Below are 24,471 nucleotides of genomic sequence, written 5' to 3'. Positions count from 1 at the left end.
GCGCATTCGCGCGTCGCCGGCCGAGTAGTTTTCGCCGCGCGGCCCTACAAGGGCCATGAAGTCCATCCTCCCCATCGCCGCGGCCGCGCTGCTCCTCGCGCCGCCGGCGGCCCTCGCGGCTCCCTACCGCGTCTATGCGTGCTCCGGCCCCGACCACGCCCCGCTGTCGATGCACCCGTTCGAGCCGTATGAAGTACCGGTGCCGACGATGAACCACTACGACCGCTGCCGCGGGCCGGAGTCCTCAGCCGTGTTCGAGTGGGCGCCGGGGATGATCCCGGCGAGCCAGACCGGCGGTTGGTGGCTGCGCGCGCCCGAGGGCACCGCGTTCACGCAGGTGCGCTGGACGGGAAGTGTCAGCGGCGCCCGTGAGCCTGGCGCACACGTCGAGCTCGACACCGACATCGGCCTCGTCGCCTCCTGGGCCGGCGACTTGGGCGAGGCCGCGCGAACGTTCGCGTTGCCTGCCGGGAGCTCGCTGATCGAGCTCCGTCAGACGTGTCGGGCAGCCCTGTGCGCCGGGCCCGTGCAGACGAGCACCTCGGCCCTGTCCGCGGAGCTCGACGACCCCGAGGCGCCGGCCGCCACCCACGTCGCCGGGCTCCCCGAGACCGCGCACGGCCTTGCCGCGGTGACCTTCGCCGCGGCCGACCGCGGCTCCGGGCTGGCCCGCGCGGCGCTCACGGTCGACGGCACCGTGCGCGCGACAGCGCTGTCGTGCGAGTCCTTGCCGGGTGACGCACATGGCTTCCAGGCGGTGGTCCCGTGTCCGCCGGCCGCACCGGTGGAGCTGGCGTTCGACAGCGCGCGGGTTCCCGATGGCGCCCACGTCGTGAGCGCCACGCTCGAGGATGCCGCCGGCAACCTCGAGACGGTCTACGGGCCGGTCACGCGAATGAGCGACAACTCCCCGCCGGTCGCGGGTCAGGTGACCGTCGCGCGCACCGGCGACACGCTCACGGCGACGCCCGCCGGGTTCGATGGCCAGGCCGTCGCGTACACGTATCGCTGGCTGCGCTGCGCACCCGAGTGCGGTGGGATCGAGAGCGCCACGCACTCGCGCTACCGGGTGTCCGCCGCCGACGCCGGCCACGCTGTCCGCGCGGTCGTGACGGCCACCGACCTCGGCGGCGCGACCAGCGTCCGCAGCGCCGCGCTGACCATCCCGGCGGCTACGTCCGCGTCCGCCGCGACGCCCCCGTCGCCGCCCGCCCTCACGCCGCCCGCCGCGATCGCACCGGTCCGCAACGTCTCGCTCTCGAGGCGAACGATCAAGGTCTCCTACGGCAAGCGGGTCGAGGTCCGGGGGCGCGTGACCGGCGCGGACGGAGCGCCAGCCGCCGGGGCGACCCTCGACGTGGGAGCCAAGCTGCGCATGCGCGGCGCGACGGCGCGGCGCGAGGGAAGCATCGGCAGCGCGAGCGACGGGCGCTTCACCTACGTCGCCCCCGCGGGCGCCTCACGCGACCTGAAGATCGGCGCCGCGACCGTGCGCCTGCTGGTCACCGCCGCCGGCACGTTGCGCGCGAGCCGCCACGGCGCGCTCGTGCGCTTCTCGGGCCGCCTGCGCGGCGGCCACATCCCGCACGGCGGGGTGCTCGTGGAGATCCGCGCGGGGAGACGCGTCGTCGCACTCGTCCGGACCGACGGCCACGGCGCCTACCGCGCAACGCGAAGGGCCACGAGGCAGTCGTTCCGCGCTCGCACCCGCGCGGACAGCTCGTGGCCCTTCGTTTCCGCCCCTGTGGGTTCCCCCGTCAGTGCGTGACCGCCTCGATCGGGCGCTCGGATCCCAACCCGGTCTCTGAGCGCACGAACAGCTCGTTGAACGTGCGCTCCGCCTTGTGCTCGCGGCTGAGCATCGTGCCCAGGTAGCAGCCGAGGAAGCCGAGCGGGATCGAGATGATGCCCGGGTTCGAGAGCTCCCAGCCGATCGGCGAGCCGGTCACGGTGTCGGCGCCGGGCCACACCTTCGGGCTCACGATCACCAGGAAGATCGAGCTCACGACGCCGAGCAGGACGCCGGTGATCGCGCCGGTCGTATTGAACCGCCGCCACGTCAGCGCGAGCAGCAGCGCCGGGAAGTTCGCGCTGGCGGCGACGGCGAACGCCAGGCCGACCATGAACGACACGTTCAGGCCCGAGCCGCCGATGACGGCGATGATGATCGCGATCAGCCCGATCGCGAACGCGGCGATGCGCGCCACCATGACCTCCTCGTGCTCGGAGTCCTGGCCCTTGCGCACGATCGAGGACCAGATGTCGTGCGAGAACGCGCTCGACGCGCTCAGCACCAACCCGGCCACGACCGCGAGGATCGTGGCGAACGCCACGCCCGCGATCAGCGCCAGGAAGAGATCGCCGCCGAACGTCCCCTCGCCGCCGCCGAGGAACGCCGCCAGGTTCGGCGCGGCGAGATTGCCGCCCTTGCCCGCCGCCTCCACGCCGCCCTCGCCCAGGAACGCGCGAGCGCCGAAGCCGATGAACGTCGTCAGCAGGTAGAAGAAGCCGATGATGAACATCGCCCAGACCACGCTCGAGCGCGCGGCCTTGGCGTTGCGCACCGTGAAGAACCGCATCAGGATGTGCGGCAGCCCGGCCGTGCCGAGCACGAGCGCGAGCCCCAGCGACACGGTGTCCAGCGGCTTGGGCAGGTAGGTGCCCGGGCCGAGCGAGAACGTCGACTCGGCGGTCGTGTTCGCCTCCGCCCGGTTGAACAGCTCGACCGGGTTGAAGCCGACCTTGCCGAGCACGAAGATCGACATCACGAGGATGCCCGCCATCAGCAGTACGGCCTTGACGATCTGCACCCACGTCGTGGCGACCATGCCGCCGAAGATCACGTAACAGAGCATGAAGACGCCGGTGATGATCACGGCGAGCGAGAAGTCGATGCCCACGAGCGCCTGGATCAGCACGCCCGCGCCGACCATCTGCGCGATCAGGTAGAAGGTCACGACGGCGAACGTGCCCAGGGCCGCGGCAGCGCGCGCCGGCGTCTCGTTCAGACGGAAGGAGAGCACGTCGGCGATCGTGTACTTGCCCGCGTTGCGCATCCGCTCGGCGAGCAGGAACATCACCGTCAGGAACGCGACGAGGAACCCGATCGAGTACAGGAACCCGTCGAAGCCGTAGAGGAAGATCAGGCCCGCGATGCCGAGGAACGACGCGGCGCTGAGGTAGTCGCCGGAGATCGCCAAGCCGTTCTGGCGGCCGGTGATCTGGCGGCCCGCGGCGTAGAAGCCGACCGCGCTCGTCGCCCGCTTCGACGCCCAGAAGGTGATCCCGAGCGTGATCGAGAGGACGATGGCGAAGATCACCACGGCCTCGGTGTTGATGTCGGCGAGCAGCGTCATCGCGCGACCTCCTGACGCGGTTCGCCGCGCTCGAAGCGCCCGGTCTCCTCGTCGGCGACCCCGGCGGCCGCGACCGCATCGGAGAGCGGGTCGAACTCCTTCTCGGCCTTGCGCAGGTACCAGATGCCCAGCACGAAGACCATGACGAACTGCGTCAGCGCGTAGCAGTAGCCGACGGTCAACCCCTCATAGACGGACTCGCCCATGAAGTCGGGCGCGTACCCGGCCACGATGATGAACGCCATGTAGTACGCGAGGAAGAAGATCGTCGCGGGGACGACGAAGCTCCGCCGCTTCTTGACCAGCTCGCGGAACTCCTCCGAGCGCTCGATGCCATCCCAGTCCACCATCGCGTCTCTCCTCCTCACCGCGGGGTATCGCGGTGAACGTACGCGCGGTGGCCCATCGCGAAACCGTGAATCGATCAGCGGTCGCTGTGGCGCGACGAACGGTCACACGGGAGCGACAGGCGGCGCGCGCTCAACCGCCCGCCGCGTTGGCCTTCAGCGGCGGGCACGTCCCGCCCGGCTTGGTCACCCGCTCGAAATGCCAGACCTCGTTCGCGTAGATCTGGCAGAGCCCGAACTCCGGGCCGTGCTGGATCATCCAGTAGGCGGCGTCGGTCGGGCCGATGTCGACCGCCAACCCCTTGACGTGGGTCGAACGGCCGGGGGTGTTGACGTACTGGCGCGCGATCCGCTTGCTGCCGTAGCGGACGATCGCCTCGTCGAGCAGTTGCTGCTGGTACTGCTTGCTGCGCCGGCCGCTCGTGACGCGCACCGTGATCCCATCGCGCCGCGCGGCGGCGGTCGCGCGGGTCAGCGCACGCTGGAGCGCGGGATCGAGGCCCTTGGCCGAGGGAGTCGCGGTCGCGACGACGCGCGGGGCGGACGGGCTCGCCCCCGAGGTGTCGAGCGCGTAGTACAAGCAGGCGGCGGCCACGGCGGCGACCGCGAGACAACGGGGAATCGTGCGGTTCATCCCATCCAGGCAAGCGCCGCGCCCGTTGCGTCCGCGTACGCGCTTTCGCATACCTTTTCGCAACCTCGCCCCGCCTACAGTGGACTGGATGCGGGTGCTGATCGCCGAGGACGAGCGCTTCCTCGCCGAGGCGCTGCAGACGGGCCTGCGGCGCGAGGCGATCGCCGCCGACATCGCGCTCGACGGCGACGAGGCGCTCGCGCGCATCGCCGTCACCGAATACGACGTCCTCGTGCTGGACCGCGATCTCCCCGGCACCCACGGCGACGAGGTCGCGCGGGTAGTGGCCCGCGAACACCCCGGCGTGAGGATCGTGATGCTGACCGCGGCCGCGCGCCTGGACGACAAGCTCGGTGGCTTCGCGCTCGGGGCCGACGACTACCTGGCCAAGCCATTCGCCTTCGAGGAGCTGGTCGTGCGCCTGCGCGCCCTCGCGCGCCGGCCGCCGGCGGTCGCACCGCCCGTGCTGGAGTTCGCCGGCGTCACGCTGGACCCGTTCCGCCGCGAGGTCTACCGCGACGGCCGCTACGTGAAGCTCACCCGCAAGCAGTTCGCCGTGCTCGAACTGCTGCTGCGCGCGGACGGCGGCGTGGTGAGCGCGGAGACGATGCTCGAGAAGGCGTGGGACGAGCACGCCGACCCGCTCACGACCGCGCCGCGGGTGACGATGTCGACGCTGCGCAAGGCGCTCGGCGAGCCCGACCTGATCGTCACCGTGTCCGGCGCCGGCTACCGCCTCGCCGCGCCATGAGCGCCCGCCTACGGCTCACTTTGAGCTACGCCGCATTCCTCGTCGCCGCCGGCGCCGTCGTCGCGTTCGCGGTCTACGTCGTCCTGCGCTACGTCCCGAACTACCCGCTCACGGCGGCGAACCCGCAGGACCCGCCGGTCGTCGCCTCGCGGCCCGAGATCCTGCACGCGGTCGTGACGTACTCGGCGTGGAGCCTGGCGCTGCTCGCCGTGATCGGCCTCGTGGGCGGGTGGCTGCTCGCGGGCTGGATCCTGCGTCCGCTGCAGGACATCAACGAGGCCGCGCGGATCGCGGCGGGCGGGCGGCTCGACCATCGCATCAACCTCACCGGGCGCAGCGACGAGTTCAAGGAGCTGGCCGACAACTTCGACGACATGCTCGCCCGGCTCGACAGCGCGTTCGCCATGCAGGAGCGCTTCGTCGCCAACGCGTCGCACGAGCTGCGCACGCCCTTGGCGGTCACCGCCACGATGCTCGACGTCGCTCGCGCCGATCCAAAGCAGGACAACGAGCTGCTGCGCCGCCTGCAGCTCACCAACGCCCGCAGCGTCGGGCTGCTCGAGGCGCTCCTGCGGCTCGCCGACGCGAACGCCGTCAGCGCGACCTTCCAGTCCGTCGACCTCGCCGAGATCACCCGCGAGGCGCTCGCCGAGGCCGAGCCCGGCGCCGTCACCGTCGAGGCCGTGCTCGCTCCGGCCACCGTCACCGGCGACCCGGCGCTGCTCACGCAGGTGGCGGCCAACCTCGTGCAGAACGCGATCCGCCACGGCTACACGACCGCGCTCGTCACCACGACCGCAGACGGCACGCTGCGGGTCGAGAACGACGGTGCGCTGTACTCGCCGCAGGCCGCCGCCCGGCTCGTCGAGCCGTTCCTGCGCGGGAACGGCAGGACACGCGGCGAGGGTTACGGGCTCGGCCTGGCGCTCGTCGCGCGGATCACGACCCTGCACTCCGGGACGCTGACCATCGTCCCGCGCGACGGCGGTGGCCTGGTGGTCACGGTGGTCCTGCCATCAGCCATGCGTGATCGGGGTCGTTGTGGAACTGCCACGCGCGGCGTGGACCGGCCATGACGTTCAGGTAGTAGGAGCGGTACCCGGGCGGGACGCCGACCGGGTGGTAGCCGCGCGGGACGAGCACCGTGTCGCGGTCGCGGGCGACGAGCGCCTCGTCGAGCTCGCGATCGTCGGTGTAGACGCGCTGGACGACGAAGCCGTGCGCCGGATCGACCCGGTGGTAGTACGTCTCCTCGAGCAGCGTCTCCTCCGGCGGCGCGTCGCGTTCGTGCCGGTGCGGCGGGTAGCTCGACCAGTGCCCGGCAGGCGTCTGGACCTCGGTGACCAGCAGGCGCTCGGCCTCGCGACCGCTCATCAGGATGTTGTGGATCGTGCGGGTCATCGTGCCGGTGCCGCGGGTCTCGGGCTCGATCTCCGAGCCCGGTAGGACGCGCGCCGAAGCTCCGCCGGATGGCGCCGGCGCCCAGCACAAGCCGATCTCCGCGCCGCCCGCGCCACCGCGCACGGTCACGCTCGACCCCGGTGGGAGGTAGGCCGCGTCGGGCGCCCCCTCGAACGGCGTCGCGCGGGAGCCGAGCCCGGTCCACTCGCCGACGTCGGCGTGACCGGCGATCACGACGACGCACAGCTCGCGCTCACCGGTGTCGCGCGCGGCGGTCTCGCCCTCGGCGAGCCGCAGCGCCTCGAAACCCACGTAGGTCCAGCCCGCGAGCTCCGGCGTGACGGCGACGATCGTCGTGCCCTCGGTCGCGGGCGGGACGAGCAACTCGGACGCCATCAGTTGGTCTCCACGTAGGCGCGCTGCCGGGCACGCGCCCGCTCATAGGCCGCGCGCGCCTCTCGGACGGATGCCTCGCCGCCCACCTCGGCGACGGGCACGTCCCACCAGCCGTCGAAGTCGGGAACGCCCTGGTAGCGGTCGGTCTCGACGTACACACAGGTCGGACCGGCCGCGCCGCGCATCCCTTCCAGCGCCGAACGCAGCTCCTCCAGCGTCTCCGCGCGGGTCACCGGCACGCCGAGCGCGGCCACGCTGGCCGCCAGGTCGACCGGCAGCGGCGCGGGCAGCCCGCCGTTGTCGTCGCGCGGCAGCTGCCCGTTGTCGGCGGAGCGCAGGATCGTGCCGAAGCCCGCCGAGCCGACCGAGCGCGAGAGCGCGCCGATCGACGCGTACCCGTGGTTGTCGACCAGCACGATCCGGATCGGGATCCGCTCCTGGACCGCGGTCACGAGCTCCCCGGGCGACATCAGCCACGAGGCATCGCCTACCAGCACCCACACCTCGCGCTCCGGCGCCGCCAGCTTGACGCCCATCCCGCCCGGAACCTCGTAACCCATGCACGAGAAGCCGTACTCGACGTGGTAGCCCTTCCCGAGCGGGTCGCGGGCGCGCCAGAGCTTGTGCAGGTCGCCGGGCGCCGAGCCGGCCGCGTTGACGACGACGCCGCTGTCGCCCGCGACGTCGTTGACGGCGCCGATGACCGCCGACTGGCGCAGCGGAGCGTCCGCCGGGCCGGGCGCGACGAGCTCGGCGACGGTTCGCGCCCACGCGCCCGAGAGCTCCCCGGCGCGGGTCGTCCAGGCCGCGGGGGCGCGGTGCCCCGTCAACGCCGCGCGCAGCGCGACCAGCGCCTCGCGCGCGTCGGCCTCGACCGCCACACCCGCGTGCTTGTGCACGTCCAGCGAGGCCACGTTGACGTTGACGAACCGCACGCCCGGGTCCTGGAACGCGGTCTTGGACGCCGTCGTGAAGTCGCCCCAGCGCGTCCCGACGCCGATCACCACATCGGCCTCGGCGGCCATTGCGTTCGCCGCCGCGGTGCCGGTCGCGCCGACCGCGCCGAGCGCGAGCGGGTTGTCGGAGAGCAGCGCGCCGCGACCGGCCTGCGTCTCGCACACGGGGATGCCGGTCAAGGCCGAGAACGCGTGCAGCTCGCTGAGCGCCTCGGCGTAGACCGTGCCGCCGCCGGCGACGATCAGCGGGCGCTGGGCCGACGCGATCAGCGCCACGGCGCGCTCGATCGCACCCGGGGCGGGCGGCCGGCGCCAGATCGTCCACACCCGCTCCTCGAGGAACGCGTCGGGCACCTCGACCGCCTCGGTCTGCAGGTCCTCGGGCAGCGCGAGCACCACCGCGCCGGTCTCCGCCGGGTCGGTGAGCACCCGCATCGCCTCCAGCAGCGAGGGGACGAGCTGCTCCGGCCGCGTGATGCGGTCGAAGAAGCGCGACACCGGCTTGAACGCGTCGTTGGCGGTCATGATCGCGTCGTGCGGCGCCTCGATCTGCTGCAGCACGGGGTGCGGCGCACGGGTGGCGAACGTGTCGCCCGGGAGCAGCAGGACCGGGAGCCGGTTGACGGTGGCGACCGCCGCGCCGGTGACCATGTTCGTCGCGCCCGGACCCACCGAGGACGTGCACGCCCACGTCGCGAGGCGGTTGCGCTGGCGCGCGTAGGCGGTGGCGACGTGCACCATCGACTGCTCGTTGCGGGCCGGGACGTAGCGCAGGTGACCCTCCGAGAGCGCCTGCCCCATGCCGGAGAGGTTGCCGTGCCCGAAGATGCCGAGACAGCCGGCGAAGAACGGCGTGGGGACACCGTCGCGCTCCACCTGCTGGACCGCGAGGAAGCGGACGAGGGCCTGCGCGACCGTGAGCCTCATGTCAGGACTCCTTCGAGCTCGTGGAGGGTGGGCATCGCGTCCGCGCACGCCAGCCGCGAGGCGACGATCGAGCCGGCGGCGTTGGCCATCCGCACCGCCCGCTCGGGCGGCCAGCCTTGCAGCAGGCCATAGGCGAGCGAGCCGCCGAAGGCGTCGCCCGCCCCGAGCCCGCAGACGACGTCGGTGGGGACGGGCGGGATCTCGGTGCGGCGCTCCGCCGTCGCGACGAGCACGCCGGCGGGACCCTGCTTGACGACCGCGACCTGCACGCCGAGCTCGAGCAGCCGGTCGGCCGCGGTGTGCGGGTCGCGCGTGCCGACGGCGACCTCGACCTCCTCGCGATTGCCGACCGCGACGGTGGCGAAGCGCAGCGCCTGACGGGCGTATTCGGTCGCCTCGGCCGGATCGGCCCAGAACATCGGCCGGTGGTCGAGGTCGTGGATGACCGGCGCGCCCGCTCGCGCCTCGAGCGCGGCGAGCGTCGCCGCGCGGCTCGGCTCCGCGCTGAGCCCGGTGCCCGTCGTCCACAGGAACCCCGCGCCGCGGATCGCGTCGAAGTCGAGCTCGTCGACCGTGATCGTGAGATCGGGCGCGGTCGGCTCGCGGTAGAAGAGCAACGGGAAGTCGTCGGGCGGGTGCACCTCGCAGAACGCGAGCGGCGTCCGCAGCGTCGGATGCACGCCGACGAAGCGGTCGTCGACGCCGAACTCGCGCAGCGCGCGGCGGCAGTAGACGCCGAACGGGTCGTCCCCGACCTTCGTGATGACGGCCGCCGCGGCGCCCAGCCGGGCCGCGGCCACCGCGACGTTCGTCGGCGAGCCGCCGAGCGACTTGGCGAACGTCGCCACGTCCTCGAGCCCCACGCCGATCTGCTCCGGGTAGAGATCGACGCTGATCCGCCCCATCGTCAAGAGGTCCAATGCGGTCATGCCGTCACCTCCGCGGTCTTCACCGGCCGCCCTTCGCGGACGGACATCCAGGCCGCCAGCCCCGCCACGAGCGGCGCGCGGGCGTCGCGCGGGCCCACCGCGGGCGGCACCCCGGTGCTGACGGCGTGCACGAACGCCTGCCACTCGCGCAGGTAGCTCGGGATGTAGCGCTCGAGGAAGAAGTACGGCAGCGTCGCCGACGAGGTCCCGGTGGCGGTCGAGACGGTCGCCGTGTGCCCGAGCGGGTTGCCGGAGGCCGCCATGCCCTCCGAGCCGAACACCTCGACGCGCTGGTCGTAGCCGTAGCGCGCACGGCGCGAGTTGTCGATCGTCGTCAGGCAGCCGTTCTCGTGAACGAGGGTGATCACCGCGGTGTCGACGTCGCCGACGCCGGCGATCGCCGGGTCGACCCTGACGGCGGCACGCGCATAGACCTCCTCGATCTCCGAGCCGACCACGTAACGCGCCATGTCGAAGTCGTGGATCGTCATGTCCAGGAACAGGCCGCCTGAGCTGCGAGCGTACTCCAGGGGCGGCGGGTCAGGGTCGCGGCTGGTGATGCGGGCGATGTGCGGCTCGCCCACGGTCCCGTCGGCCACCGCGGCGGCGACGGCCGCGTGGGCGGGGTCGAACCGGCGGTTGAACCCGATCTGGAACGGCACGCCGGTCGACGCCACGACCGTCAGCGCCCGGTCCAGGGTCGCCAGGTCGAGCGACACGGGCTTCTCGCAGAAGACCGCCTTGCCGGCCTGCGCGGCGGCGATGATCTGGTCGACGTGGAACCCGGTCGGCGTGCAGATCGCGACCGCATCCACCTCGGGCGCCGCGATCAGCTCCTCCGCCGTCTCGGCGGCGAGCACGCCCAACCGCGCCGCCACCTCGCGCGCGACCGGCTCGTAGGCGTCATAGACCACCGACACCGCCGCGCCCGGCACCTGACGCTCGAGCAGCTCGGCGTGCATGCGCCCGATCCGGCCGACGCCGAGCACCCCGATGCGCAATGTCTCCGTCGCGATCGCCATCAGTCCTCCCGCAGTGACACGACGTTCTCCCAGCTCCCGGACTGCACCGAGCGCAGCAGCGCGGCCTGCACCGCCACCCACTCGAGCGCCTGGGCGAAGCCGACCTCGTGCTGGCGATCCTCGACCACCGCGCGCAGGTACTCGAGGTCCTCGATGACGATCAGGTCCTCGAACCCGATCCCGTTCGCCGCGCCCGGCACGAACGCGCCGTGGTACGGAAAGCGGTCGCCGCCATAGACGGTCGTGTACCCGGACGAGGGATCGTCGGTGCGCCGGTAGTGGCGCAGCCGGTTGAGGTCCTCGAGGTTCCAACCCAGCGCGCCGTCGGTGCCGTAGACGTCGAACGCCATCTGACTCTCTGGCCCGACGATCGCGCGGCTGGCCTCGAACGTGCCGCGGGCGCCGCCCGAGAACTCGCACAACACCGCCGCGTAATCCTCGTTGGTGACCTCGCCGCGCGGGTCCTCGGGGCGGCCGCGGCCGTAGTGCCCGGCGCCCGGGATCGCCAGCGGGCGCTCGCGGATGAACGTCTCCGTGGTGCCCACCAGGCGGGTGATCGGGCCGACCAGGAAGTGGGCGAGATCGACGGCGTGAGAGAGCAGGTCGCTCGTCACGCCGTAGCCGCCCTCGTCGAGCAGGAAGCGCCAGGAGAGCAGGCCGAGCGGGTCGGCGCCGTACATCGAGAAGAAGCGCCCGCGGTAGTTGGTGAGCGCGCCGAGCGAACCCGTGTCGAGCTGCTGCTTGGCGTAGCGCACGAGCGGCGCCCAGCGGTAGTTGAAGCCCACGCCGGTGATCACGCCCGCGTGCCGGCAGACCTGCTCGGCGCGTGCGGTCTGCGCCGGCGTCCCGCCGACGGGCTTCTCGCAGAACACGTGCTTGCCCGCCTGCGCGGCGGCCTCGATCAGCTCGAGGTGGAGCATGTTCGGCGCGGTGATGAACACGACCTCGACCGCCGGGTCGTCGATCACCGCGCGCCAGTCGGCAGACGCCGCGGCGAAGCCGAACGAGCCCAGCGCCTCGTCACGCCGCGCCGGCACGGTGTCGGCGCAGTGGGCGAGGACCGGGTCGAACGTCCGGTCCTCGAAGTGGGTGCGGATGCGCTGCATCGAGCGCGCGTGGGCGTGCCCGAGCCAGCCGAGGCCGATGACGCCGACCCCGATCTGGCGTCGTTCGCGATTAGAGCGCTCTACCACTTGACGGTCGCCATTGTCTGCACGCGATACGCGATCTGTCAAGGATTGTCGTTAGAGCGCGCTATGCCTAAAGTGCGTTCGATGACCACTCCCGGCCGACCGCCGACGATGGAGGACGTCGCCGCCGAGGCGGGCGTCTCGCGGGCGCTCGTCTCGCTGGTCATGCGTGGGAGCCCCAAGGTCTCCGAGTTGCGCCGCGCGCGCGTCCTGGAAGCCGCCGAGCGGCTGCGGTACCGCCCCAACGCGATGGCCCGCAGCCTCGCGTCGTCGCGGACGATGACGATCGGCGTGCTGCTCAACGACCTCCACAACCCGTTCTTCGCCGACATCGCCGGCGGGATCGAGGCGCTCGCGTCAGAGCTCGGCTATCAGCTGCTCCTGGGCACCGGCCGCCGCCATCCCGAGCGCGAGCGGACCGTGGTGACGTCGTTCGTCGACTACCGCGTCGACGGCCTGATCCTCGTCAGCCCGCGCCTGGACGAGGCCGACCTCGCGGCGGCCGCCCGGAGCATCCCGACCGTCGTCACCGGGCGCGAGATCGACGCGCCGGAGATCGACACGCTCGCGATCGACGAGCCGCTCGGCGTGCGCGCCGTCGTGAGCTACCTCGCCGGCCTCGGCCACACCGAGATCCTGCACGTGACCGGTGGCGACGGCGCGGGCGCCGCCACCCGCCTGCAGTGCTTCCGCGCCACCATGGAGGCGGCCGGTCTCGGGCCTGGCCGTTTGATCGAGGGCGACTTCACCGAGGAGGCGGGTGTGCAGGCCGCGCAGGCGATCCTCACCCGCGGCGACCTTCCCACCGCCGTCTTCGCCGCCAACGACCTCACCGCCGCGGGCATGATGGACACGTTCGTGCGCGCCGGCCTGCGGATCCCGGCCGACATCTCGCTCGTCGGCTACGACAACATCTACATCGCCGCGCTGCGCCAGCTGTCGCTGACCACCGTCGATCAGCCGCGCGCGGCGATGGGCCGCCAAGCGCTCGAGCTGCTGCTCGAGCGCATCGACGGCCGGACGGAGCGGGTGCGGCGGCTGCTGGAGCCGAGGCTCATCGTCCGCGACACCGTGGGACGGGCGCGCAGCCGCTAGCCGTTGCCCTCCGCGTCGCGTTCCTTGATCTTGCCCTCCAGCTGGGCCATGACGCTGGGATCGCGCAAGGTGGTGACGTCACCCAGCTCGCGCCCCTCGGCGATGTCTCGCAGCAGCCGGCGCATGATCTTCCCCGAGCGCGTCTTGGGCAGGTCGTCGGCCCAGATGATCCGCTTCGGGCGGGCGAACTTGCCGATCCGATCGGCGACCTTCTCGCGGATCTCGGCGATCAGCTCGTCGGTGCCGTCGAGGTCGCCCTCGAGGGTCACGAACGCGGTGATCGCCTGGCCGGTGTCCTCGTCGGCCTGGCCGATCACGGCCGCCTCGGCGACCTTGCCGTGGGAGACGATCGCGGACTCGACCTCCGCGGTGCTCAGGCGATGGCCGGAGACGTTCACGACGTCGTCGATGCGCCCGATGATCCAGAAGTAGCCGTCCTCGTCGCGGCGCGCGGCGTCGCCGACGAGGTAGGTGTCCTTGCCGAACTTGTTCCAGTAGGTCTCGACGAAGCGGTCGTCCTCCTTGTAGAGGGTCCGCAGCATCGACGGCCAAGGCCGCTTGAGGACCAGGTAGCCCTGCTCGGTGCCGGCGTCGTTGCCCTCCTCGTCCACGACGGCGGCCTCGATGCCCGGCAGCGGCTTGCCCGCCGAGCCCGGCTTGGCGTCCAGCAGGGCCGGCAGCGTCGTGATCATGACCCCGCCGGTCTCGGTCTGCCACCACGTGTCGACGATCGGGCAGCGCCCGCCGCCGACGACCTTCCAGTACCACAGCCATGCCTTCGGGTTGATCGGCTCGCCCACGGTCCCGAGCAGCCGCAGCGAGGACAGGTCGTGCGAGGCGGGGTGCTCGACGCCCCACTTCATGCATGCGCGGATCGCGGTCGGCGCGCAGTACATGATCGTCACCTTGTAGCGCTCGACGATCTCCCACCAGATGTCCTTGCCGGGGTAGTCCGGTGCGCCCTCGTACATCACCGAGGTCGTGCCGTTCGCCAGCGGCCCGTAGATGATGTAGGAATGACCGGTGACCCAGCCGACGTCGGCGGCGCACCAGTAGATGTCCTCCTCCGGCTTGAGGTCGAACACCGCGGCGTGGGTGTAGGCGACGCCGGTGAGGTAGCCGCCGGTGGTGTGCAGGATGCCCTTGGGCTTGGCCGTCGAGCCGGACGTGTAGAGGATGTAGAGCGGGTCCTCGGCGTCCATCGGCTCGGGCGGGCAGTCGGCGTCGGCGGCCTCGAGCAGCTCGCCGTACCAGTGGTCGCGCCCGGCCTTCATCGGCGCGTCGTTGTCGGAGCGCTTGACGACGACGATCGTGTCCACGAGGTCGCCGATGACCTCGTCGACGTTCTCCTTGATCGGCGCGGTCTTGCCCTTGCGGCGGGCACCGTCGACGGTGATCAGGATCTTCGCCTCGGAGAACTCGATCCGCTCGCGCACCGACTCGGCGCTGAAGCCGCCGAAGACGACGTTGTGGATCGCGCCGATGCGCGCGCAGGCGAGCATCGCCACCGCGACCTCGGGGATCATCGGCAGATAGACCGCGACGACGTCGCCCTTACGGACGCCCAGCGACTTCAGCGCGTTGGCGAACTTCTGGACGTCTGAGTGCAGGTCGGCGTAGGTGACGTCGAGCTCTTCGCCCTCCTCACCGCGCCAGTGGTAGGCGACGCGACCGCCGTTGCCCGCCTCGACGTGGCGATCGAGGCAGTTGTAGGAGACGTTGAGCTTGCCGCCGACGAACCACTTCGCAAACGGCGGGTTGGACCAGTCGAGGACCTGCTCCCACTTCGTGTCCCAGTGCAGCGCCTCGGCGCGCTCGGCCCAGAACGCCTCGTAGTCCTCGCCCTGCTCGTAGATCTTCGGGTCAGTGATGACCGCCTGCTCGACGAAGTCCTCAGACGGCGAGAATTTCTCGTCGTCGAGCAGTTCCTCGAGTTGTTGCTCGAGTGTCTGACCTTCGGTCGCCATGCCGTCTCCTCGTTCGCGTCAGCTGCAGCCTTCCTACCCGAAGGCCTACCACGCTACGACGGCGGATGCGAGAAGGTTGCGGGCGAGTTGCGCTTCTAGGCGGCGGGCTAGTTGCGCTTCTTACGCTTGCGCCGCGCGGGCGCGGGACCCGATTCGGCGGCGGGAGTGGCCGCGGGCGCGCCGCGGCGCTGCCGGGGCGGGGGCCGTTCGGGCGTCGGCCACGGCACGGCGTCGCCGGTCGCCCACGCGGGCAGGTCCCCGCCCGGCCAGCGGCCGAGCAGGACGAAGCCCAGCGCGCCGAGCCAGAAGATCTGCACGATCGGCAGCGGGAAGAGCACCATCATCGCGCCCGAGGCGATGCCGATGTAGCCGAGCATGCGGGTGAGCAGGCCGACGCGCATCGCGTTCAGCGCGACCAACACGAGGCCGACCGCGAGCAAGAGCGTGCCCAGCTGATACAGCAGCCGCGCGTAGACGATCAGGCCGTTGTCGGCGTCGGTCGCTGCCTGGACCGTCCGGTTGGAGTCCAGGTACTCGCTGACCACCTGCAGGCTGCCGAGCTGCGACATCAGGACGCTGATGCCGAGCACGACACCGCCGACGATCGGCACGTAGATGATGAACCGCCGGAACACGGGGAGCCGTGAGCGGGTGGCGACCCCGAGGAAGCCGACGCACCACGCGACCCCCAACCACCCGATGAACCCGCCGAGGCCGATCAGGATCACGAGCACGGTCTTGGTGTCCAGGTACTCGAAGAACGCGTTCTGCAGCGACGGCAGCGCACCCACGTCGCCGGGCTTGGCCGCGCGCACCAGCGTCTCGAGCCCGCTGACCTTCGGCATGTCGCGCTGCAGCACCTGCTGCAACACGTAGAACGCCAGCAGGCCGAGGGCGCCTACGAGCGCCGCGATGCCCGCGCGCTGCCGATGGCGCTTCTCCCATGCGAGCTGCTGCTCGGGGTTCGCGATCGCCGGTTCGGGTTCAGCCGTCACGGCGGACACTCTAGTGGCGTGTTGCAGGGGGAAGACCCGCGCGCTTGACCGGCTCGGGCGGGAGCTCGTTGCGGCCGACCACGCGGGAGACGCGATCGCCGGCGTACAGGACGATGTCCAGCGCGGGCGCGGCGAGCTTGATCAGCGCCTCGATCCGGCGCCTACGTGAGAGCTGACTGGCGCTGCGATAAGGCACGACGCCGCGATTGTAGACTCGCTGCTCGTGCTGGTGAGCGAGGTCATGACGGAAGCGGTGGTCACCGCGGAGCCGTCGCTTTCAGTGCGCGAGATCGCGCTGCTCATGCGTGCCCGCAACGTGGGCTCGGTCGTGCTGGTCGACGGCACGCGGCCGGTCGGCTTCATCACCGACCGCGACGTCGCGCTGTGCGTGGTCGCCGACGGGCGCGACCCGGACAGCCGCGCCGCCGATCACGCCTCGACGCCGGTCATCGTCGCCGCCCCCGATATGGACCTCGAGGAGGCGGCCGACAGGATGATCCGGCACGGCATCCGGCGGCTCGTCGTGATCGAGGCCGGCGCGCTCGTGGGGGTCGTCACCCTCGACGACCTCGCCTCGCGCGTGGGCGATCGCGCCTCGGCGATCTCGGCGCGGATCACGCGACCGGCGACGCCTGACTACTTCTCTCGCGCGCGCGAAGCGTCGTAGCTTCCGCGAAGGCCCGGATCACCGGGTGCGCGCGGGTGCCGTCGCCCGCGAGCTCGGGCTGGAAGAGCGTGCCGAGGAAGAACGGGTGGTCGCGGAGCTCGAGCGCCCGCGGCGCGCCGTCCTGGTCGTGGGCGCCGAAGATCACGCCCGCGGCCTCCAACGTGGCGATGTAGTCGGTCGCGATCCCGTAGGAGCAGTGGTAGCGCTCGAGGCTGCGGTCGACGCCCGCGATCCGCGCGATCAGCGTGTCGGGCGTGTAGTTGATCGGGCCCTCGTGGCCGACGAGCGAGCACTCGAGCGGGACGATCACGTCCGTCTCGGTCACCCCGTACTCGGCGTGGTGCGCGTGCTCGATCCCCGCCAGGTCCCCGGCGAGGTGCAGGATCGCGTGCTGGAAGCCGCCGCAGGTGCCGAGGAACGGGATCTGCCGCTCGCGCGCGGTCTTGACGGCGGCGACGACCTTGTCCGGGTCGGTGTACGGGCTGCCGGGCACGACCCAGATGCCGTCGAAGGCCTCGAGGTCGTCGGCCTCGGTGCTCGGGATCCAGTACGGGTCGAGCACGATGCCGTCGCGCCGGCGCAGCGCGTCGAGCAGCAGCGGGATCCGGGCGTGGGCGCGGACGCTCGGGGACCGGTCCCCGACGAGAGCGAGTTTCGCGGTTGCCATGCCGGGCATGCTCGCGCGCCGCGTCCATCACGTCCAACGATCTTCGCTGGCCACGTGATAAGAGATGCTGATGGACCCGCGCTTCCTCCGGACGTTCGTGACCGTCGCCCGCCTCGGGTCGTTCAGCGCCGCCGCGCGCGAGCTCGGCTACACGCAGTCCGCCGTGTCCCAGCACATCGGCGTGCTCGAGGCCGACCTGGGCGCGCCGCTGCTGACGCGCCGGCCGGTCGAGCCGACCGAGGCGGGCGCCCGCCTGCTGGAGCACGCCGAGCCGATCCTCCTACGCCTGGATGCGGCGCGGGCGGACGTGGCGAAGGTGGCCGGCGGGCCGCCACGGTCGCTGCGGATCGGGACGACGCCGCTGGCCTGCGGCCACGCTGCGTCACTGGTCGCACCCGCGCTGACGGTGACGGTGCGCGTGGCCGATCGCGTGACGATCGCGCGGGAAGTGGCGACCGGCGTGCTCGACGTGGGCTTCGTCGACGGCGTCGCGGCGGTCAACGACCCGCTCCGCCTGCCGGAGCTGGGCCTGACCGTCGCCGAGGTGTGGGAGGAGCCGCTCGCCGTGGCCGTGCCGGCCGACCACCCGCTCATCGCCCGCACGGTCCCCGGCATCGCGCGACCGTCGAGTTTCTCGCGCTCTACTGACGAAAGTCGACGCTCGCGGCCCGCCGTGCGGCTCGAGGACCTCGTCGACGCGCGCTGGATCGACGCTCCCGTCGTCTGCGCGCCGCTCGACGAGCTCGCCGCGATCGCCCGCGCCGACGGCTTCCGGCCCGCGCTGCACTACGACGGCGCCGACGTCTCCGGGCTCCTGGCGCTGGTCGCCGCCGGCCACGGGCTCGCGCTGCTCCCGCGCCGCGTCGTCACCCACGGGCTCGCCCTCGCCGAGCCCGCCTTGACGCACCGCACGGAACTTCTTCGCCTCGGGGGTTGAGCTTGCAACTACCCACTAATAGTATGTAAGCGAGCTCTTTAGCTGGGGATAACCACACCCCACATTGGGCGGCTCACCCAATCGAAGGTCCTCCCCACCCGCGACAGGATGCATGTTATGGCCGTAGTCGACACACCAGACCGCTCGCTGCCCTTGGGCCGCGTGTCCGCGCGGCAGGTGGTCGTGCTCGTGATCGCGAGCGCGGCGATGGTCGCCGGCCTCGTCGTCATCGCCCCCGCTCTGGCCGATCTCCCCGACGTGTGGGGCAAGCTCGGCGACGGCTCCGTGGAGTGGCTCACCCTCGCGCTCGTGCTCGAAGCGCTGTCCTTCGTGGGTCACGCCGTGCTCTTCCGCGCGGTCTCGGTCGAGGGCGGAGGCACCCGCATCGGCCTGCGCGCGAGCACCGAGATCACGCTGGCGGGCCACGCCGCCACCCGGTTGTTCGCGAGCGCCGGTGCGGGTGGCATCGCCCTGACGGCGTGGGCGCTGCGCAAGTCCGGGATGGAGGCGCGTGACGTCGCCGCCCGCATGACGACGTTCATGGTGCTGCTCTACAGCGTCTACATGGGCTCGCTGCTGTTCGGCGGCGTCGGCCTCTACACGGGCATCATCCCCGGCGGCGGGTCGTTCGCCATGACGATCGTGCCCGCGATCTTCGGCGGCGCCGTGATCGCCCTCGTCGCGGCCGCGCAGCTCGTCAAGCCGGGCGAGCACAAGCTGCAGCGCTGGCTCTCCCCGATCGGCGACGGCGTGCGCGACGCCCGCGGCCTGATCCGCCGCGGCAACCCGGGCCTGATCGGCGCGGCGATGTGGTGGGCGTTCGACATCGCCTGCCTGTGGGCGTGCTTCAACGCCTTCGGCGAGTCCCCCGCCGTCGGCGTCCTCGTGCTCGGCTACTTCGTGGGCATGCTCGCCAACACGCTCCCGCTCCCCGGTGGCGTGGGCGGTGTCGACGGCGGGATGATCGGGATGTTCGTCGCCTTCGGCGTCAACCCGGCGGCGGCCATCGTCGCGGTGCTGGCCTACCGCTTCTTCGCCTTCTGGCTGCCGATCGCCCCGGGCGCGCTGTCCTACGTGACGCTGCGCCGCACGGTCGCGACCTGGGAGGCCGAGGACGCGGGCGAGCTCGAGCCCGAGCCCGAGCCCGAGCCCGCCGCGCTTGCGAAGCCGCGCCGGACCGTGCATCACGACCGCTCGCTCTGCCACCAGTACAGTTGAGCCATGGAAGGTTTCGGCGGCTTCTTCAACGACCCAGACTTCCAGCGACGCATGCAGGAGATGGCCGAGCAGATGCAGGCCTCTCAGTCGCTGGCGTGGGCGGACAACGCGATCAAGCTCGCGGTCGACATGACCGTCGCGGCGATCAACCGCGTCAATATCCAGGGCACCACGGAACAGCAGGCCCAACAGGTCCGCACCGTGATGGCGACCGTGTTCCCTGAAGCGGTCACGCTCGTGCGCGAAGCGCGCCAGGGTCTCTCGTAGCTACGGAGTGCCCGCGCCCACCTGGGCGGCGAGCGCGTCCAGCCAGCGCAGGAAGACGTCGGTCATCGGTTCGACGTAGTCGCTGACCAGCGTGCCGTCGATCGAGCGGAAGTAGTCGCGGCGCTCGACCCACACGTGTGCGAAGAGCTCGATCTGGTGCGCCATCGCGGCGCGCGGGGCGGCTTGATCGGGGAATGCCGCCGACGGGCCGCCGACCGAGAAGCCGTAATGGCGGGCGAAGCGCTCCACCGCGCCCTTGCGGCGGCTCGTGTTGGGCGCGCCGCCCGGGCCCGTCGTGGTGACCGGCGCGCCGTAATACGCGGCCAGTAGGCCCTCGATCGTGGTCGGGGCGCCGGGCGCGGCCCGGGCCGCGTCGATGCCCCACGCGTCGACGTCGCCCAGCAGGTCGGCGTTCGCGACACGCGTGTCGTAGTAGCGGTGGATGCGGTCGGCCGGCGATGCCGTCGGATTCTGGCGCTCCCACTCGGCGTCCTGGCGCACGAAGGCGTCGGCGGCCGCGGCGCCGATGTCGCCCGACCAGGTCGCGGCGGAGTAGTTCTGGCCGACGTTGCGGCTCATCAGCGGCGCGACGCTCACGTCGGTGCTCTCGTTGCGGCGCGGCAGCACGTCGAGGCCGACCAGCAGGTGGTAGACGTCGACGACCTGCCCGTCGGGCATCGTCACCTGCTGGGAGTCGCGCAGCAGCTCCCACTCGCCCGACTGGAAGCGCCGCGTGTCCGCGTACTCGCGGCCCGGCGCGGTGCCGATGACGGCGTCGAACGGCAGGTCGGAGTTGTGGCACATCTGCCGCAGCCGGGTGATGCGGGCGTCGAGCGTCATCGTCGCGTTGGCGGTCTCCCACGCGGCGAGCTGCGTGCGGAAGGTGTCCCACGGCGTGACCAGCGTGACGGCGTCGGCGACGATCCAGCCAACCGTCCCGGCCGGGAGCGAGCCGACCGGCGCGCCGAGCGTCACGCGGTACCAGGTGTGGCCTTCGGCCTTCGCCTTGTCGGTCGCGCGGATCGCGACCGACTGGCCGGTCAGCGCGCCCAGCCGGCGCGACGTCGCGCTGGGGAACTCGCGCAGGTTGAAGAACGACTCCGTCGTCGTGCCTTCCAGCGGCGCGCCCGCGGGCCGCGCGCCCTCGGTGACGTCGAAGTGGACGTCGTCGTAGAAGCGGTCCTTCTCCAGCCGCACGGTCCAGGTGCCGAACGCCGAGCGGCCGGTGCGGCCGACGTGCTCGCGGATGTTCGCCGGCCAGATCGCGATCGCCCGCGGCATGTCGGAGATCGTGTGCACGAGGCGGTCGGCGCCGTCGTAGTAGCGCCATGTCGCCGACAGGTTCCACGGGCTGGACTCGTAGTCGAACTCGCGCGCGTCCTCGGTCTCCATCGACTGGCCGGCGACGACCTCGGTGTGCCGTTCCTGGCTCGTGAACTCGACGTAGTCCATCGGGTCAGTCGCGCCGCGGCCGGGGACGATGTGGACCTGCGAGCGGTCGCGGGTGAGGCCCGCGGGTGGAGCGGGAGCGCGGGAGAGCAGCCGCGTCACGGCGGCGTTGCCGGACGTCTGCTGCAGGCTGATCACCGTCGCCGCGTCGAGCGCGGTCGGCAGCGCGGCACCGAGGCTCGGCGCCAGTGCCGGCGCCTGCGGCGCAGGCGGCGCCTGGGTCTCGGAACGCTCGCGCACCTCGCCACCTTAACCCAGCGTCGCGCGCCTGCGGGTTTAGATTCCGCGCATGGACGCGTGGCATCTGCACGGCGTGCTGCTGCCGGATGGGACGGCGCCGATCGATCTGTGGATCGACGCGTCGGGGCTGAGCGAGGCGCCGCTCATCGGCGCGCGGACACTTCCGGGCGCGTACCTGTTGCCGGGCGGGATCGTCGACGCGCACTTCCACGCGACGCTCGACTTCGAGGAGCGTGGCCTCACCCGCGAGCGTCTGCTGGAGCTGAACCTCGCCGCGCTGCAGCGCTCCGGCGTGCTCGCGGCCCGCGACACGGGCCAGCCGCCCGACGCGCCATGGCTGGTCGACCTGCAGGGCCCGGCCTTCACGGCCGCGCGCACCCTGCTCGCCCCGCCCGGCCGGTATTTCCCCGGCCTCGGCGAGAACGCTCCCCCGGACCGCGTCGTCGACCTCGCGGTGGGTCACGCGCGCGGCGGCGCGCAGTGGGTGAAGGTCATCCTCGACTTCGTCGGGCCCGACGGCAACTGGTTCGCCGCGCCGCGCAACTACGACCCGGACACGCTCTCGCGGCTCGTGCAAGCGGTGCACGCCGAAGGCGCGCGCGTCGCCGTGCACACCACCGGCCCGGCCGCGGCCGACGCGGTCAAGGCCGGCGTGGACTCGATCGAGCACGGCCCGTCGCTGGACGCGGCGGCGGTCGCGGAGATGGCCCGGCGCGGGACGCTGTGGGTCCCGACGCTGTGGACCGCCGAGAGCCACCTGCGCCCGCTCGCCGGCACGCCCGCCGAGCCGATCGTCGTCGCCTGGAGAGAGCGGATGCGCGAGCTGCTCGGGCTCGCGCTGCGCCTCGGCGTCGACGTGCTCGTGGGCTCCGACGAGCGCCCCGCGGGCGAGACCGTTCACGAGGTCGAGCAACTGGTCGCGACCGGCGGCCTCACGCCCGCCCAGGCGCTGACCGCGGCGACCGCGACGCCCCGCCGCGCGCTCGGCCTTCCCGGCCATCCCGCCGATCTCGTCACCTACGACGCCGACCCACGCGAGCACCCTGGCGCGCTCGCACGCCCGGCGGCGGTGCTCGTCGGGGGTAGGCTCACCGCGTAGGACGCCGGCGGCAATGAGGAGTGAACGTGGCCGAGAAGACGAAGCGGGTCAAGCGCGAGATCTATGACGCGCGGATGGCGGAGTTGCAGCTCGAGCTCGTCCGGCTGCAGTACTGGGTCAAGCAGCAGGGCCTGAAGGTCGTGCTGATCTTCGAAGGCCGCGACGCGGCGGGCAAGGGCGGGACGATCAAGCGCCTCATGGAGCCGCTGAACCCGCGCGGAGCGAACGTCGTCGCGCTCCCGGCACCGACCGAGCGCGAGCAGACGCAGTGGTACTTCCAACGCTACGTGTCCCACCTGCCGGCTGCGGGTGAGATCGTCATCTTCGACCGCTCCTGGTACAACCGCGGCGGCGTCGAGCGGGTGCTCGGGTTCTGCACCGACGCCGAGCACGAGGAATGGATGCAGGCCTGCCCCGAGTTCGAGCGCATGCTCGTGCGTTCCGGGATCCTGCTGCTGAAGTACTGGTTCTCGGTCAGCGACGCCGAGCAGGAGCGGCGGTTCCAGGAGCGCGCGCAGGACCCGTTGAAGCGCTGGAAGCTCAGCCCGATGGACCTCAAGTCACGCGAGAAGTGGGTCGAGTTCTCCAAGGCCAAGGACGAGATGTTCGCCGTCACCGACATCGGCGAAGCGCCCTGGTTCACGATCGAGTCCGACGACAAGCGCGCCGCGCGCCTGAACTGCCTCTCGCACGTGCTCGAGCAGATCCCGTACCGGGACGCGCTCCCGGGCCCGATCGACCTGCCGCCGCGCCCGAAGCAGCACCGCTACAAGCGCCCACCCAAGGAAGAGCACCTCGTCATCGAGCAGAACTACTGGGAGCACCCGCTGCTGAATTGATCACCCAGCGCAACGCGGGCACGAACTCCTCGGACTGCTCCGCCCGCGGCGGCTACTCCTCGTCGTCTTGCACGATCGCGGCGAAGCGGGCCTCGATGATCTCGCGCGGCGGCGGGTGCGCGAGGGTGTGGCGCACGCGCAGCAGTGCGAACGCGCCGAAGATCGCGGGCAGGCCGAGCTGGAAGACCCGATAGGCGAGGACCGATGCCGCGGCGAGGCCGATCGGCGTCCCGTAGGCGACGAACATGCCGATCAGGCCGCCCTCGGTGCCGCCAACGCCGCCCGGCGTCGGCAGGAATGCCCCGGCGTGCCCGAGCGAGTAGGCGAGGATGAAGATGCCGATCGGCGGGCCGCCACCGCCGAAGGCCTCAAAGACGCAGGCGAGCGACGCGACGTCGAAGGCGTAGTACGCGACGGCGCCGTAGATCAGCAGCGGATCGCGCTGTCGCAGGAGCGCGACGCTCGTCCTGGCGCCGGCATGCACGAAGGACCAGACGCGGAACCACAGGTGCTTGATGCGGCCGCCGCTGGGCTCGCTCGGCGGGTCGCTCTTGCCGAACGCGACGGCCGCGACGATCGCGATCCCGGCGCCGATCGCCGGCAGCAGCGTCGCGAGGATTCCGACGTCGTCGGGCAGGATGTGGAGCGTCGTCAGCAGGCCTGCCGCGAAGATCGCGACGAACGTCACCGCGCTGGTGATCAGAAACAGCGCCGCGTGGCGCCTCGCCGCCAGGTCGGCGGGAACGCCGATCTTGGTCAGGACGAACGCGCCGAACGCCGGCCCGCCCGCGCCGCCCGCGGGCACCAGCACGTTCGCTCCCTGCTCGGCCAGCCCGAGGACGAGCGCGCGGCGCCACGGCATCACGCGGTCGAACACCGACCACAGCGCGCGCACGAACCCGAGCATCGACATCAGGCGACAGACCGCCGCGGCCGCGAGCCACCACGGATCCGCGGAGGAGAACCGCTCGCGGATCTCGCCGATCCCGGGCAGCGAGAGGATCAGGACGACGGCGGCAACGAGCACCAAGACGAAGAAACCCCCGCGCTTGACGATCGCGCGAAGGTCTACTGAATCCGCTTCCGGGTGTGCCGGTTCGCTCTCTATGCCCGAGAGATTGG

The 24,471-nt window shown here is 71.8% G+C and carries 24 protein-coding genes; 10 read left to right on the top strand and 14 right to left on the bottom strand.

From position 1 onward, the window contains the following. Window positions 1-55 precede the first annotated feature (55 nt). On the top strand, window positions 56-1,768 hold the full coding sequence (locus OM076_RS03540; protein WP_270038008.1) for a hypothetical protein: 1,713 nt from the start codon (window positions 56-58) through the stop codon (window positions 1,766-1,768). Here the strand turns inward: OM076_RS03540 and OM076_RS03535 are convergent. The 3 genes from OM076_RS03535 to OM076_RS03525 form a co-directional block, all read right to left on the bottom strand. Further along, window positions 1,758-3,338 (bottom strand): solute symporter family protein, encoded by a 1,581-nt coding sequence (locus tag OM076_RS03535; RefSeq protein ID WP_372517994.1) that lies wholly within the window; start codon window positions 3,336-3,338, stop codon window positions 1,758-1,760. The two genes, OM076_RS03540 and OM076_RS03535, sit on opposite strands and share 11 nt — an antisense overlap. 14 nt (window positions 3,339-3,352) lie before the next feature. Continuing rightward, the gene (locus OM076_RS03530; RefSeq protein ID WP_270038006.1) at window positions 3,353-3,706 is read right to left on the bottom strand and encodes a DUF485 domain-containing protein; all 354 of its coding nucleotides are present in this window, start codon (window positions 3,704-3,706) and stop codon (window positions 3,353-3,355) included. Window positions 3,707-3,836: 130 nt separating this feature from the next. Beyond that, a complete protein-coding gene (locus tag OM076_RS03525) occupies window positions 3,837-4,337 on the bottom strand; it encodes a M15 family metallopeptidase (RefSeq protein WP_270038005.1) in 501 nt (166 codons plus the stop codon). Between the two features lie 88 nt (window positions 4,338-4,425). Between OM076_RS03525 and OM076_RS03520 the strand changes: the two genes are divergently transcribed. Together OM076_RS03520 and OM076_RS03515 are read left to right on the top strand one after the other, a co-directional pair. Then, on the top strand, window positions 4,426-5,088 hold the full coding sequence (locus OM076_RS03520; RefSeq protein ID WP_270038004.1) for a response regulator transcription factor: 663 nt from the start codon (window positions 4,426-4,428) through the stop codon (window positions 5,086-5,088). Continuing rightward, a complete protein-coding gene (locus OM076_RS03515; protein WP_270038003.1) occupies window positions 5,085-6,164 on the top strand; it encodes a sensor histidine kinase in 1,080 nt (359 codons plus the stop codon). Before OM076_RS03520 ends, OM076_RS03515 begins: the two co-directional genes overlap by 4 nt. On the opposite strand, the gene iolB is transcribed toward OM076_RS03515, so the two are convergent. From iolB to OM076_RS03490, 5 genes are read right to left on the bottom strand one after another with little or no spacing between them, the layout of a single operon-like run. Further along, window positions 6,088-6,885 (bottom strand): 5-deoxy-glucuronate isomerase, encoded by a 798-nt coding sequence (gene iolB / locus OM076_RS03510; RefSeq protein WP_270038002.1) that lies wholly within the window; start codon window positions 6,883-6,885, stop codon window positions 6,088-6,090. The two genes, OM076_RS03515 and iolB, sit on opposite strands and share 77 nt — an antisense overlap. Further along, window positions 6,885-8,768 carry a 3D-(3,5/4)-trihydroxycyclohexane-1,2-dione acylhydrolase (decyclizing) gene (gene iolD, locus OM076_RS03505; protein ID WP_270038001.1) on the bottom strand — a complete coding sequence of 628 codons (1,884 nt, stop codon included), beginning with the start codon at window positions 8,766-8,768 and terminating at the stop codon, window positions 6,885-6,887. Before iolD ends, iolB begins: the two co-directional genes overlap by 1 nt. Continuing rightward, window positions 8,765-9,697, bottom strand: coding sequence for a 5-dehydro-2-deoxygluconokinase (gene iolC / locus OM076_RS03500; RefSeq protein ID WP_270038000.1), 933 nt, complete (start codon window positions 9,695-9,697; stop codon window positions 8,765-8,767). The genes iolD and iolC overlap by 4 nt, the downstream gene beginning before the upstream one ends. Continuing rightward, a complete protein-coding gene (gene iolG / locus OM076_RS03495) occupies window positions 9,694-10,719 on the bottom strand; it encodes an inositol 2-dehydrogenase (protein WP_270037999.1) in 1,026 nt (341 codons plus the stop codon). Before iolG ends, iolC begins: the two co-directional genes overlap by 4 nt. Beyond that, window positions 10,719-11,912 carry a Gfo/Idh/MocA family protein gene (locus tag OM076_RS03490; RefSeq protein WP_270037998.1) on the bottom strand — a complete coding sequence of 398 codons (1,194 nt, stop codon included), beginning with the start codon at window positions 11,910-11,912 and terminating at the stop codon, window positions 10,719-10,721. The genes iolG and OM076_RS03490 overlap by 1 nt, the downstream gene beginning before the upstream one ends. 81 nt (window positions 11,913-11,993) lie before the next feature. On the opposite strand from OM076_RS03490, the gene OM076_RS03485 reads away from it, so the two are divergent. Then, a complete protein-coding gene (locus OM076_RS03485) occupies window positions 11,994-13,004 on the top strand; it encodes a LacI family DNA-binding transcriptional regulator (RefSeq protein WP_270037997.1) in 1,011 nt (336 codons plus the stop codon). Here the strand turns inward: OM076_RS03485 and acs are convergent. The 3 genes from acs to OM076_RS03470 form a co-directional block, all read right to left on the bottom strand. Beyond that, on the bottom strand, window positions 13,001-14,971 hold the full coding sequence (acs, locus tag OM076_RS03480) for an acetate--CoA ligase (RefSeq protein WP_270037996.1): 1,971 nt from the start codon (window positions 14,969-14,971) through the stop codon (window positions 13,001-13,003). The two genes, OM076_RS03485 and acs, sit on opposite strands and share 4 nt — an antisense overlap. 107 nt (window positions 14,972-15,078) lie before the next feature. Next, window positions 15,079-15,966 (bottom strand): hypothetical protein, encoded by an 888-nt coding sequence (locus OM076_RS03475; RefSeq protein WP_270037995.1) that lies wholly within the window; start codon window positions 15,964-15,966, stop codon window positions 15,079-15,081. 10 nt (window positions 15,967-15,976) lie between these two features. After that, the gene (locus tag OM076_RS03470; RefSeq protein ID WP_270037994.1) at window positions 15,977-16,162 is read right to left on the bottom strand and encodes a hypothetical protein; all 186 of its coding nucleotides are present in this window, start codon (window positions 16,160-16,162) and stop codon (window positions 15,977-15,979) included. Window positions 16,163-16,189: 27 nt separating this feature from the next. Here OM076_RS03470 and OM076_RS03465 point away from each other — a divergent pair, with 27 nt between their 5' ends. Then, a complete protein-coding gene (locus OM076_RS03465; RefSeq protein ID WP_270037993.1) occupies window positions 16,190-16,633 on the top strand; it encodes a CBS domain-containing protein in 444 nt (147 codons plus the stop codon). On the opposite strand, the gene OM076_RS03460 is transcribed toward OM076_RS03465, so the two are convergent. Then, window positions 16,581-17,300 (bottom strand): glutamine amidotransferase-related protein, encoded by a 720-nt coding sequence (locus OM076_RS03460; RefSeq protein WP_270037992.1) that lies wholly within the window; start codon window positions 17,298-17,300, stop codon window positions 16,581-16,583. The two genes, OM076_RS03465 and OM076_RS03460, sit on opposite strands and share 53 nt — an antisense overlap. Window positions 17,301-17,370: 70 nt before the next feature. On the opposite strand from OM076_RS03460, the gene OM076_RS03455 reads away from it, so the two are divergent. The 3 genes from OM076_RS03455 (at window position 17,371) to OM076_RS03445 (ending at window position 19,722) form a co-directional block, all read left to right on the top strand. Next, window positions 17,371-18,237, top strand: a complete 867-nt coding sequence (locus OM076_RS03455; RefSeq protein WP_270037991.1) for a LysR family transcriptional regulator — start codon at window positions 17,371-17,373, stop codon at window positions 18,235-18,237. Window positions 18,238-18,354: 117 nt separating this feature from the next. Beyond that, the gene (locus OM076_RS03450) at window positions 18,355-19,455 is read left to right on the top strand and encodes a lysylphosphatidylglycerol synthase transmembrane domain-containing protein (RefSeq protein WP_270037990.1); all 1,101 of its coding nucleotides are present in this window, start codon (window positions 18,355-18,357) and stop codon (window positions 19,453-19,455) included. A 3-nt stretch (window positions 19,456-19,458) separates the two neighbouring features. Next, the gene (locus OM076_RS03445) at window positions 19,459-19,722 is read left to right on the top strand and encodes a hypothetical protein (RefSeq protein ID WP_270037989.1); all 264 of its coding nucleotides are present in this window, start codon (window positions 19,459-19,461) and stop codon (window positions 19,720-19,722) included. Here the strand turns inward: OM076_RS03445 and OM076_RS03440 are convergent, their stop codons facing one another. Further along, window positions 19,723-21,411 (bottom strand): hypothetical protein, encoded by a 1,689-nt coding sequence (locus tag OM076_RS03440; protein ID WP_270037988.1) that lies wholly within the window; start codon window positions 21,409-21,411, stop codon window positions 19,723-19,725. Between the two features lie 49 nt (window positions 21,412-21,460). Here OM076_RS03440 and OM076_RS03435 point away from each other — a divergent pair, with 49 nt between their 5' ends. Both OM076_RS03435 and ppk2 read left to right on the top strand, forming a co-directional pair. Further along, the gene (locus OM076_RS03435) at window positions 21,461-22,510 is read left to right on the top strand and encodes an amidohydrolase family protein (protein WP_270037987.1); all 1,050 of its coding nucleotides are present in this window, start codon (window positions 21,461-21,463) and stop codon (window positions 22,508-22,510) included. Window positions 22,511-22,536: 26 nt separating this feature from the next. Beyond that, window positions 22,537-23,349, top strand: a complete 813-nt coding sequence (gene ppk2, locus OM076_RS03430) for a polyphosphate kinase 2 (protein ID WP_270037986.1) — start codon at window positions 22,537-22,539, stop codon at window positions 23,347-23,349. Between the two features lie 52 nt (window positions 23,350-23,401). Here the strand turns inward: ppk2 and OM076_RS03425 are convergent, their stop codons facing one another. Then, window positions 23,402-24,376, bottom strand: a complete 975-nt coding sequence (locus OM076_RS03425; RefSeq protein WP_270037985.1) for a lysylphosphatidylglycerol synthase domain-containing protein — start codon at window positions 24,374-24,376, stop codon at window positions 23,402-23,404. Between the last annotated feature and the right edge of the window lie 95 nt (window positions 24,377-24,471).

Source organism: Solirubrobacter ginsenosidimutans (assembly GCF_027587205.1).
This window is presented reverse-complemented; position numbering and strand designations above follow the sequence as displayed.